The following is a 12,051-nucleotide window of genomic DNA, read 5'->3' on the forward strand; positions in this document are numbered from 1 at the left end:
GTGGAGGGTGACGGCCGCGAAAACTACTCCGCCACCGGGCGGCGCCAAAACAGCTCTAGCAGCAGAATGGCTACTACCGACAGCGCAAGCGTCAGCAGCACCGCGCCCACAATGATGAGCGGGCGTAGCGGCTTGCTGGCGTGCGTGGCGGGCTGTGCCTTTTGCACCAGGTATAGCGACGACACGCGGCTACGCAGCGCAATTTCGGCCTGCTCATAGGCACCGCGGGCCGCAATAAAGCGCGTTTGGATATCCGTTAGGCGGTCGCTGGCCAGTGTCACCGAGTCGTTGCCGGCGGTCCAGCCTTCTAGGTTAATGACGTTGCCACCATCGGCGCTGGTGAGGGCGTGCAGCGCCCGGCGCAGGGCAGTGGCATTGCCGGGGCCACCGCCCTCGGCTACGCGTAGCTCTTTTTCGGTTTCGATGATTTCCTTGGCCAAGTAGCGGCCTTGCTCCTTAATGCCAAATACGCCATAGCGGCGGCGAGCCCGAATGAGCGCCTGCCGGCTTTGCTCATAGGAGCGGCCTAGGCTAGTCGAGCTCTGGCGGTATAGCTGCAGCACGTTGCGGCGGTTTTCCAGCGTCAGCTGCTGGTTGATGGAGTCGATGGTCGTGACCATCGCGTTGGCAATGCGGGCGGCCAATTGCTTGTCCTCATCCTGAAAGGTGAGCTCAATGGCGTCGCGCTCGTTGTGGATGATACTGAGGTTGCTGGCAAATTCGCGGAGCGTTTTATTCTCGACCGCATCGCTGCCCGGCTTGCCAGTATCATAGTGCTGGTAGAGGTTAAACTTGCGAATCATCAGCTCGGCCACTGGCAGCGACTGCCCAATGGACAGGATGCGGTCGAGGTCTTCGGCGCGGGCGCCGACTTCCAATCTGGCCGAGCCTCTGGTTACATCGACCAAACGGTCGGGGTCAGCACCTTGTATGGAGGAGGGGAGGAAGATGGCGACCGAGCTGTAGATGTCGGGCATCGAGAGTGCTACCACCGTGCTTATTACCAAAGCCAACCCAAGAGCCAGGCCCAGCAGGTATTTCCAACGGTCAAAGATGGTCCGCAAACCTGCGGGGGAAAAACGAGATTGGGGGGCACGCACCATAGCAGCAAACAAAGACAACCACTTGCCTGGCCCCAGAAAATGCGGCAGCCTAGGCAGTGGCGGGCAAAGATAACCCGCCGCTCGCCGCTCTACCTTTGTGCTTTCGGGTAAAAAACATCTAACTTTTTCTAGCTATCAAACGGTTTTTAGGCAGCATCGGCCTCGCCATCGTGCTCAATCTGCTCGTGAAGCCGGGCTGGATACTCGTCGAGAACTTGGTGCAGAACCGTTTGGGCCACGCCACCTTTGGCCTGGTGGCGGCCTGCTCGGCCCTGGCCGTGATAGTAGCCACCCTCACCGACCTAGGGCTGACCCAGTACACGGTGCAGCGCCTAGCGGCCGAGCCCGAGTTTGCCGACCAGCATTTTCCGACCCTGCTGCCGCTGCGGGCGCTGCTCACGGGGGGCGCGCTGCTGGCGCTGCTGGCGCTAGGCGCGGCCCTAGGCTACCGCGGCCCGCAGTTGCTGCTGCTGCTAGTGGTGGGCGGCACCTTAATGCTGACGCAGTACGGCTTGTTTTTGCGCGGCCTAGTGCAAGCGCGCCAGCACTTTAACACCGATGCGCTACTGTCGGTATTTGAGAAATTGCTGACCCTAGGGCTGGTAGTGGGGCTGCTGGTAGGCAATGGCCTAGTGTTGAGCACGTATGTAGGGGCGCGGCTAGCGGCGGCGGCCTTCACGGCGGTGCTGTTTTTGGGGCTGCTGCGGCGGCTGTTTGGGCGGCTGCCCCACCGCTGGCCACAGCGTGGGCCGGCCGGGCAGCTGCTGCGAGGCAGCCTGCCATTTGCCTTCATTGCGTTGCTCTACGGCATCAACGAGCGGGTCGACATGGTGCTGCTCGAGCGGCTATCGTCGGCCCAGGAAGCCGGCTACTACGCGGCCGCCTACCGCTGGCTCGATGCCGTTATGATGTACGCCTGGACAATACTGCCGCTGTTTTTTGCTCGCTTTGCCCACGCTGGGGCGCGTCCGCGCGAGCTGCGCCAGCTGCTGTGGCTGGGGCAGCGCGTGGTCGCCATTCCGCTGCTATTTGCGGTGGCCTTCGTGCTGTTTCGGGGCGAGGTGTTGTTCTGGCAGTTCAGCCGCAGCCAGGCGCCCGAACTGGCGCGCATGGTGTTATGCAGCAAGATTCTGTTTCTAAATGTGCTGGTGCACGCCTTCTTCGCCATCTATAGCACGCTGCTCACCAGCACGCGCCACCAAAATGTGGTGAGCTGGCTCATTGGCCTCAGTATCGCGCTCAATCTGCTGTTGAACCTCTTTTTCCTGCCTCGCTACGGCGCAATAGCTGCTGCTGCTAATACGCTGATTAGTGCCGTAGTAGTATCCTTGAGCTATGTGTGGGTGGTGGCTCGGCGCACGCCGGTGGCGGTGCCGTGGCGCATGCTGGCCCAGCTGGCGCTAGCTTTTGGGCTGCTGTGCGGAGGCTGGTATGCGCTGCGCCGGGGCCTAGCCCTCAGCTGGTGGCTCGAAGCAGGCGCAATGGCCGTGGCGTTTGTGCCAGTGCTCTTTGGCACCGGGCTGGTGGGCTGGCGCGAACTGCGGCGGCTACTGCCGCGCTAGTAGCGGTGGGGCCAGGCGCGTATTTTTGCCCTTCCTAGGTACTGCGCTGGGCTGCTCATTGCTCACTGCTCCTTGCTACTTAAAAGAATGGCTCGTCCGCATCCTTCCCACTTTGTGCACACGCTGCTGCCGCAGCTGGTGTGGCGGCGCCCGGCCGCCGTGCGCCGCGAGCTGGCCGACCCGCTGCTGGCCCGCGAACTCCTGCTCTATGTGTGGGACAAGGCCGCCGAAAGCCTGCCGCCTCGCGAGCGCGTGGCGCCCCGCGGGCTGCACCTAAGCTGGCACCAGGTGGCTGGCCGCACTACGGCGCTGGTGCAGCTGCCCACGCCCCAGGCCACCGGCGAGGCGCACCTAGTAGCCATTGTGTACGAAGATGATACCGACTTGCTACTGGCCGAGCAGCGGCGCCCATCGCCGATAGACGACCTGGAAGAACCCGACGAGGAAGCGGATGACGCCGCCAGCCTGCCCGAAGACCTGCCGCGCTACTTCTTGCTCGAAGCAACCCTAGGCCGCACCCCCGACGAAGCGGGCACCCCCACCGTATTGGGCGAGTGGCGCGGCGAGCACCACCGCCACCACGCCCCCGGCCCGCCCGCTGGCCGGCCCGATACTGCGGGCCGCTTTCTGCAAGCGCTGGCCAATCTCCTAGGTCCCCTGCCCGATACTAGCGTGCCCTTTATGCGCATCGTGCGCGGGTAGAAGGCCGCTCCTATTTTGGTTTCTATCGGCAAGATGAGGCGTGACGTAGCCCCGAAGACGCACTACTACCGGGCCCTGACCGGCCTCCGGGCCGTGGCAGCGTACACCATCTTTTGGCATCACCTAAACCCCTTGGGGACGCGCAGCGCTGGCCGGCCAGTGCTAGAGTGGGCCAACCACTTTGTGCAGCAGTGGCACGTAGGTGTGCCCATCTTCTTTGTGCTCAGTGGGTTTCTTATTGCGCAGCGCTATGCTGCTTCGGTAGCGCCAAGCTGGACCTGGGCCAAGGCCTATTTGCAAAACCGGTTTGCCCGTATCTATCCGCTGTATTTGCTTATCACCGTGGTTACGCTGGTGGTGCAGTTCTCCGCACTTAGCGGCTACAACTCGCACATGCTGCAAGAGCTGCCGCTGAGCGGCAAGCTGCTGGCTGTAGTTGCCAATCTTACCTTGCTCAAAGCGTTGTTCTCGCGGTTTATTTTAGCCACGGGAGTAGCGGCGGCTTGGTCACTTACGGTAGAAATGCTGTTCTACATTTCTGTGCCGGTAGTTCTGCTTTTTGTTAAGCAGCGCACAAGGCGGCTAGTTGTTTATCCAGTAGCCGCCTTCGGCCTAGGCGTTCTGCTGGTAGCAGTTTGTGCCCAACTGCCGTTTTATTCTTATGGGTTGCTTGACTCGCTACGGTTCATGCTGAACTGTACTTTTTTTGGGCGGTGCAGCGAGTTTGCATGCGGTATGGCGGTGGCCTACTACCTCAAGCAAACACCCCAAGCAAATGCCAAAGGCGGCTGGCTAACGGTAGGAGGTGGGCTCTGGATTATCCTATGCACCGTTGCCATCACCCAGGTCGAGTGGCAGCATCCGCGCGATGCAAACGGCCTGCACACCTACGCTGCTATTGCAGTCAATAATCTGCTTTTGCCGCCAGGTATTGCGCTCCTCTTGGTGGGCTTGCTGCGCGAGCAAACCTGGTTTAGGACATTACTCGAAACTAAGGTGGCGCAAGTAGCAGGCAAAAGCTCCTATGCGTTTTACTTGTTGCACGACGGGCTACTGCGAAAACTGTCTGGGCAGTTTGTGCCCAATTCCATCGTGTTGTTTATAGCGGCCATCGTGCTCTCTATCATGACTTTTTACTTGATAGAGGAGCCACTGCATCGCTACTTCTACGTGCCGACCCGCCCGCTAAAGCCTAGTGTGCTGCTCGCCAAAAAGTAAGCGCTAGCAAATAGGCGCAACCCACCTGCCGTGTGGCTGCTCGCTCCTACACAAATGGCAACTCTCAGCGGCTAAATAGGGTTATTACCCTAGCCCGCTGCCGGTAGCGGTGCCCCTTGCATAAGAACCTGACTAGCTATGTTGCGCCGCCGCCAGGCTGCCCAAGCCGCCGCCGAAGCTACTGCCCGCGCCCAGCGCGCCGCCGACACCCACTGCGGGCTCTGCGAGCGTGCTGTGCAGCACACCACCCGCCACCACCTAGTGCCCCGCGAAGAAGGCGGCCGCTACGGCGACACCGTAGACCTGTGCCAACCTTGCCACAGTAGCGTGCACCGCTTTCTTACCAACCGCGAGCTCGCCAGGCAGTACGCCACCGTGGAGGCCCTGCGCGCCGCCGAGGAGCTGCAAGGCTACCTAAGCTGGATTCGCAAAAACAAGGTCGAGAAGATTCGCAACCGGCGGGGCAGGGGATAGTACCTGCGTGCGGCGTAGCACTAAATCGATGAGACCCAAGCCCAGTCATTTGTAAATGGCTGGGCTTGCGCGTTTTGGTGGGTGGTAGTTGGCCCTAGGTGCCCATTGGAAGCGCACTAAAAGAATACCCATAATTAGGTATTTTTTATATATAATAAATAATAAATATTTGTGAATCCTAACCAACGGCACACTTGCTGCCCTAACTCTCTCCACCCTATGAAAAACACGTTTACTTCCCTCTTCGCTGCCCTGCTGCTGCTCTGCACCTGCGCCGCCCAGGCCCAAACCATCCGCCGCGTCAATAACTCCGGGCTCAACGTGACAGGCGTCAACGTGTACGCCACCTTGCAAGATGCCCACGATGCGTCCAGCTCAGGCGACATCATCTACCTGGAGCCCACCAGTATCTCCTACGGCAACCTTACCTGCGTGCGCCCGCTCACCATCATCGGCAACGGCTATTTTCTGGACCAAAACCCTGCCTTGCAGCTCGACAAGCGCGAGGCGATTGTAGGCACCGTGTACTTTAATAACGGTAGCGCGGGGTCGCGCATCACGGGCTGTACTATCAATAGTACTATATACATCACCGCCAGTAATATTACGGTAGAGCGTAATAACCTAAACACTACCTATATCGGATACAACGGCAACACTGTCACGGTCAGCGGCATCATCTTCCGTCAAAACTATGCTACTGGCTACCTCTACCTGTATCCTAATACCAACACGACCGTCAGCAACGTCAACATCACCAACAATATATTTAATACGGGCAGCATCAGCACCTCAGGGCAGTTTGCACGGATGAGTAATATTCTCATCTCCAACAACGTCATTGGCACCCTGGCGGGCACCAGCGGCTACGGCATTGATGTGGATAACGCCGTTATCAAAAACAACATCATAACATACACCGGAACAAGCCCCGTCTTCACGCCTCGCAACAACGCCTACAGCTACAATATTAGCGGCAACACGGCCTTTGGCACGGCCAATGGTAACCAGCAAAACGTGACGCCCGCCAACCTATTTGTGGGTGGCACGGCCTCGACCGATGGGGCGTACCAGCTGCGCACGGGCAGCCCGGCCATCGGCACCGGCGAGAGCGGCACCGATGTGGGCGCCTTTGGCGGTGTGCTGCCCTACCGCATTGCGGGCATTCCCAACGTGCCCACGATTTACCAGTACAACCAGTCGGTGTCGGGTAATACCCTGAACGCCACCATCAGCACGCGCTCTAACAACTAAACATGACGACGCCCTTGACGGGGTGTTTTTCCACGTCTGTTTATGGACTTGCTGCGCTTGATACGGCACACTGGGCTAGGCCTGGTGCTGCTGGCGGCGGTGGTGGGAGCTGTTGCGCCCCTGCACGCCCAAACCCCTCCCAGCTTCGACCGGGTGGAATACTACTTCGACACTGACCCCGGCCTCGGCCAGGGCACGGCCGTGGCGCTGCCGGCCACGCCGGCCACTACGCTCACCAACCTGCCTTTCACGGTGAGCCTCGCGCCGCTGTCGGCGGGCTTTCATACGCTGTTTGTGCGCTCGCGGGCGGGCACCAACAAATGGAGCCAAACCTATCGCCAGATACTGTACAAAGAGCCAGTAACGAGCACGACCCCGGTGCCGGCGCTGGCCGGGGCCGAATACTTTGTGGATGCCGACCCCGGCTACGGGGCAGGCAAGGCGGTGGCCATGGCGGGCGGCGGCACCAATGCGGCGGGCGTAGCTTTTACGGTGAGCCTGACTGGCGTTGCGCCGGGCTTTCACGCGCTGAGCGTGCGCTCGAAGGATGCTCAGGGTAGATGGAGCCAGACGTACCGCCAGATATTTTACGTAGAGCCGCCCACCACCACCGCGCCGCCCGCCAACTTGGCGGCCATAGAGTACTTTGTAGATACCGACCCTGGCTATGGCAAAGGCAGCAGCGCGCCCATCACGGGGGGCAGCACCAATGCCACGGGTGCGAGCTTTACGGTAGGCCTAGGTACCTTGCCGATAGGTTTTCACACGTTGTTCTACCGCGTGAAAGACGCGGCGGGCAAGTGGAGCCAAACCCAGGACCGGCTGTTTTATGTTGACGACCCCAGCGTGGCCAACGTGCCCACTCTCAACAAGGCGGAGTATTTCTTTGACACCGACCCCGGCTACGGGCTGGGGGTGAATGTGCCCATTGCCACGCCCAGCACCAACCTCACCAACCTCAACCTGCTGGCCGATGCCAGCGCCCTGGCCGAGGGCCAGCACCGGCTGTTTGTGCGAGTGCGCGACGCCAATGGCCGCTGGAGCCAGGTGCTGAGCCGACCTTTTGCCAAGCGCGGCTGCAGCAACTCGCCCAACTACGCCGCCAACCAGCCTGCTGCCAGCTACACTGGCAACGGCATTTCGCAGGCGGCCAGCGAGCAGCTGTTCAATGGGTCGGCCGTGACGGCCAACTCGGCGTCGTTCTTCAGCAACTACTACACGCAGGTGGACCTAGGTGCTACGTTGCGCACCATTTCGGAAGTGCAGCTGAGCTTGCGCAACCCTAACGGCACAGCTGTCAACTACGTGCTGACGGTGGAAGCGTCGGGCAACCTGAGCACGTGGAGTGCCATTGATACCTACTCGGCCACCTTGCCCGCCAACCAGGCCACGCCCACCAGCATTGTGCGCACCCTGGCTACACCGCAGGCCAACGTGCGTGGCCTACGCCTGCGCTTGACCTTGCCTAGCTTGGCGCAGGGCATTCAGGTGACTAGCGCCGGGGCGTATTTCTTTACCAGTACCTGTCCGGTGCCGGTTGTTACCAATTTTACGCCGGCGGGAGGACCGGGCGGCACGGTAGTGACCATCACGGGTACCAACCTCGACGGGGCCACGGCCGTGACGTTTAACGGCACGCCGGCCGGGCCGATTACCAACAACACTAGCACCAGCCTCACGGTGGCGGCCCCGGCCGGGGGCACCGACGGGCAAATTTGCGTGACTACCACGGGCGGCACAGCCTGCTCGGGGGCTAGCTACCTCTACCCGGCAGCTATTGCTACGGGCACGGTGTCGCCGGCCACGTTCTGTGCCGGCACAAGTATCTCGGTGCCATTCAGCACTAATACTGCTCGTTTTAGCGCGGGCAACGCGTATAATTTCCAGCTTTCGGATGCTAATGGCGTGTTCGCGGCCAATGCACCGCTGCTAGGTACTGCGGCCAACATCACGGCCAGCGGTGGCACCGTAACGGGCACCATTCCGCTGAATACCCCGGCCGGCACCGGCTACCAGGTGCGCGTGGTGGCCTCCAGCCCCAGCGTGACGGGCGCTCCCAATAGCGCGGACCTCAGCATCAATACTGCGCCCGTGAGCCAGGCTACTGGGCCGACCACAGTGGCCAACGGGGCGCCCATTGCCCTTGCGGTATCGCCCACTTACCCAGGCGCTACCTATGCCTGGTATTCGTCGCGCACGGGCTATTTATCGGCCCAGCAAAACCTCACTACTAGCACCACCACGCCCGGCGTGACGCGCTACACCGTGAACGTGACCCTAGGGAGCTGCACCTACAGCAGCTACGTCGATGTGGCGGTACAAACCTCTACCGACCCCATTCTGGCGCTGAACACCTTTAGCGGGCCGCTGTGCCTGGGCAGCTCGCGTACCCTAGTATTTACCGTGACGGGCAACTCCTTCCCGAGCGGCAACGTGCTCACGGCCCAGCTTTCGGATGCCAATGGCTCGTTTGCCACACCGATTAGCCTCGGCACGCAGGCGTATAGCGGGCTCACTGCTGGCAGCGGCTTCAGCGTTACTATTCCGGCGGGCACGGCGCCGGGCAGTGGCTACCGCATTCGGCTGGTAAGCTCCACGCCAGCGTTGGTCAGCAACGACAATGGCAGCAACTTGACCTTGAATGCTCCGCCCACCGTCACGGCTACTAGCAACTCGCCAGTGGCGCAGTCGGGTACCATCGTGCTAAACGGGGGACCGGCCGTAGCCGGCAACTCCTACGTGTGGGTGGCGGCGTACACCAATGGCGGCAGCTCCGTTGTGGGCACCACCCAAAACCTGACGTTGACCAATGCCCAGCCCAACCAGTCGGGTACCTACACCCTCACCATTACCAATGCAGCCGGCTGCACCGCCACCGCCTCAACCAACGTAGCGGTAACGCCGGCCGCCCCCGTTACGACCATAGCCCTAGGTGCCCTGAGTGGGCCGCTGTGCGTGGGCCAAGGCTACACCTTGAGCTACACAGCCGCCGGGCCGAGCTTTGGCGCGGGCAATACGCTCACGGCGCAGCTCTCCGATGCCAACGGCTCGTTTGCCTCGCCCACCAGCATTGGTGCGGTGAGCACGACGGCTGCCGCGGGCACCCTAGGTATTAGTATTCCGACCTCGGCGGCGAGTGGTGCGGGCTACCGCATCCGGCTCGTTAGCTCTAGTCCGGTGGCTGTCAGCAATGACAATGGCAGTAGCTTGACTATTACCAACCTTGGTGCGGCCTCGGCGGGCAGCAACTCGCCGGTGGCGGTGGGCTCGCCGCTCACACTCACGGCCACCGGCATCAGCGGCGCCACCTATACCTGGACCGGCCCCAACGGCTATGCCGCTACCGGCCCCAACCAAACTATCGGCAGCGCCACAACGGCCAATGCGGGCACCTATTCGGTAACAATAGCCCTAAACGGCTGCTCGACCACCGTGAGCGTGCTAGTGGAAGTAAATGCCGCGCCAGTAGCGGCCAGCATCCAGACGGGCACCGTGGCTGGGGGCTACTGCGCCGGCACGGCCCTAAACGTGACCTTCACGGCCAATGGCTTTGCGGCGGGCAATGTGTTCACAGTACAGCTATCGGCGGCGGGCGGCAGCTTCGCCAATCCCGTGAGCCTAGGTACGCTCAGCGGCACTAGCGCGGGCACTATTGCGGCCGTTATTCCGGCTGGCACGGCGCCGGGCACCGGCTACCGCATTCGGGTAGTGGGCAGCCAGCCCGCCACCGTGGGCACCGACAACGGCGTGAATATCATCATCGGCGCGGCCAATATTTACACCTGGACGGGAGCCGTGAGCACCAACTGGAACACCGCCGCCAACTGGAGCTGCGGCACCGTGCCCTCGGCTACCTCCGATGTGGTAATTCCGGCCGGCCTAGGCACTTACCCACTAACCAGCCTGGGCAGCACGGCCCACGACCTTACTATTGCCAGCGGCGCGTCGCTGACCCTAGGTGCGCAGTTTGTGCTCACCGGCAACCTCACGGCCAATGGCACCCTGGCGCCCGGCAGCAGCGCCCTGGTATGCGGTGGCAGTGCCGCCCAAACACTGGGAGGCACCAGCGCGCTGCGGCTGTATGATTTGACAATCAACAACACTGCCGGGGTCACACTGACCAGTCCGCTGGGCGTGCGGCACGTGCTCACGCTCCCGGCCGGCAACCTAGCTTCGGGCGGCAACCTCACGCTGCTTTCCGATGCTAGCGGCACGGCTATGGTGGTGAACCCCGCTGGGGGCGGCGTGGTCACGGGCCGCGCCACCATGGAGCGCTTTATTACGGGCGCGACTACCACGGGCTACCGGCACTATTCGTCGCCCATGCAGACGGGCACGGCCACGGTGCAGGAATTTGCCGACGACGTGCCGGACTTCAATGTAAACCCGGATTTTAATACCCAGGGTAACGGCGTATGGCCTTATCCTACGCTGTTTCAGTACAATGAAAAGCGTCTGACAACCGCGGCTCCTACCTTCGACCAAGGCTGGATGGTGCCCGCTGCCACCGACAACCTGACGCCCGGCCGGGGCTACTCGGCCCAAACTACCCCTAGCACGGTGGTGGACATCAGCGGCACGCTGGCTAGCACCGACGTAAGCTACTCGCTCACGCGCGGCCCGCTAGCTGAGGCCGGCTGGAACCTGCTGGGCAACCCTTTCCCGTCGCCGCTCGACTGGGACCTCGTGCCCATGACCGACGACATCGACCGAGCGCTGTACGTGTACGTGCCCTCGGGCCCCTACACTGGCACCTACCGCAGCTACGTAAACGGTGTGGGCCAAAATGGCGGTAGCAAGGATATCGCCGCCATGCAGGGCTTCTTCATCAGGGCCACCAGTGCTATGGCCACCTTGAAGCTGCCAGCCGCTGCCCGCAGCCAAGGGTATAGCAACCCCATCTTTGGCCGCACGGCAGCCGTGGCAGTGGCTACCCGCCCGCTCGTTCGCCTGCGAGTACAGAGCGCGGCTGGTCTGGCCGATGAAGCCGTGGTGTACGCTGAGCCCGCCGCCACGGCCGCCTTTGACCCGGCCCACGATGCCTATAAGGTGCAGCTCAATGTCAATGGCGTGCCATCGCTTTGGAGCGCGGCTGGCACCGATAAGCTGGCCATTAACGCCCTGCCCAGCCTGGCCGCCGTGCCTAGCCTGCCGCTCGGGGTGCGCGTGAGCCACAGCGGCGCCCACACCCTGCAAGCCGCCGAGCTGCTAAACCTGCCCGCCGGCATGCAGGTGTGGCTCGAAGACCGGGAGCTAGGCACGCGCCACAACCTGAGTTTGACGCCGACCTATTCTTTCTCGATGAGTGTCAGCTATACCGGCCAACGCTTCTACCTGTGGTTCGAAACCAATGGGGTGCTCAGCCTGGCGCCCGGCGCGCTGCAAGCGGCCACGCACCTCTACCCAAATCCTGCTACCAGCAGCACTACGCTGGAAATAAGCGGACTAAGCGGCGCTGGAAGCGTGCAGGTAGAGCTTATAAACACACTCGGCCAAGTGGTGCTGAAGCGCAGCGCGCAGCCTCGCGCCGGCATTCTGCGCGAGCAGTTCGACCTCACTGGTCTAGCAGCCGGCATGTACTCAGTACTCGTGTTCACGCCGCAGGGTACGGTAGTCAAGCGCCTGACGCGCGAGTAGCTAGCCGGTCAGGCTGAGCACAGCGAAGCAGGACAAAACGTGAAAAGGCGGCTGTCTGCCCTGGCTTTCTCCTAGTGGAGCAGTCGAGGCCGGGCAGCCGC

7 protein-coding genes are annotated in these 12,051 nt (G+C 61.8%); 6 read left to right on the forward strand and 1 reads right to left on the reverse strand.

The window, feature by feature from the left end; genetic code table 11:
* Nucleotides 1-23 precede the first annotated feature (23 nt).
* Nucleotides 24-1,064, reverse strand: coding sequence for a GumC domain-containing protein (locus tag FNT36_RS19735; protein ID WP_233636089.1), 1,041 nt, complete (start codon nt 1,062-1,064; stop codon nt 24-26).
* A 209-nt stretch (nt 1,065-1,273) separates the two neighbouring features.
* Between FNT36_RS19735 and FNT36_RS19740 the strand changes: the two genes are divergently transcribed.
* The 6 genes from FNT36_RS19740 to FNT36_RS19765 all read left to right on the forward strand — a co-directional run bounded on the left by FNT36_RS19740 (nt 1,274) and on the right by FNT36_RS19765 (nt 11,950).
* Entirely contained in the window at nt 1,274-2,665 is a 1,392-nt protein-coding gene (locus FNT36_RS19740; RefSeq protein WP_144851283.1) for a lipopolysaccharide biosynthesis protein, read from the forward strand.
* Between the two features lie 87 nt (nt 2,666-2,752).
* Nucleotides 2,753-3,367, forward strand: a complete 615-nt coding sequence (locus tag FNT36_RS19745; protein WP_144851285.1) for a hypothetical protein — start codon at nt 2,753-2,755, stop codon at nt 3,365-3,367.
* Nucleotides 3,368-3,400: 33 nt separating this feature from the next.
* On the forward strand, nt 3,401-4,585 hold the full coding sequence (locus tag FNT36_RS19750) for an acyltransferase family protein (protein ID WP_144851287.1): 1,185 nt from the start codon (nt 3,401-3,403) through the stop codon (nt 4,583-4,585).
* A 138-nt stretch (nt 4,586-4,723) separates the two neighbouring features.
* A complete protein-coding gene (locus tag FNT36_RS19755) occupies nt 4,724-5,059 on the forward strand; it encodes an HNH endonuclease (protein ID WP_233636090.1) in 336 nt (111 codons plus the stop codon).
* Between the two features lie 219 nt (nt 5,060-5,278).
* A complete protein-coding gene (locus tag FNT36_RS19760; protein WP_144851289.1) occupies nt 5,279-6,313 on the forward strand; it encodes a right-handed parallel beta-helix repeat-containing protein in 1,035 nt (344 codons plus the stop codon).
* A gap of 42 nt (nt 6,314-6,355) precedes the next feature.
* Nucleotides 6,356-11,950, forward strand: coding sequence for a T9SS type A sorting domain-containing protein (locus FNT36_RS19765; RefSeq protein ID WP_144851291.1), 5,595 nt, complete (start codon nt 6,356-6,358; stop codon nt 11,948-11,950).
* The last annotated feature ends 101 nt before the right edge of the window (nt 11,951-12,051 follow it).

Origin of the sequence: Hymenobacter setariae (assembly GCF_007713685.1) — a bacterium.
Taxonomy (GTDB): Bacteria; Bacteroidota; Bacteroidia; order Cytophagales; family Hymenobacteraceae; genus Hymenobacter; species Hymenobacter setariae.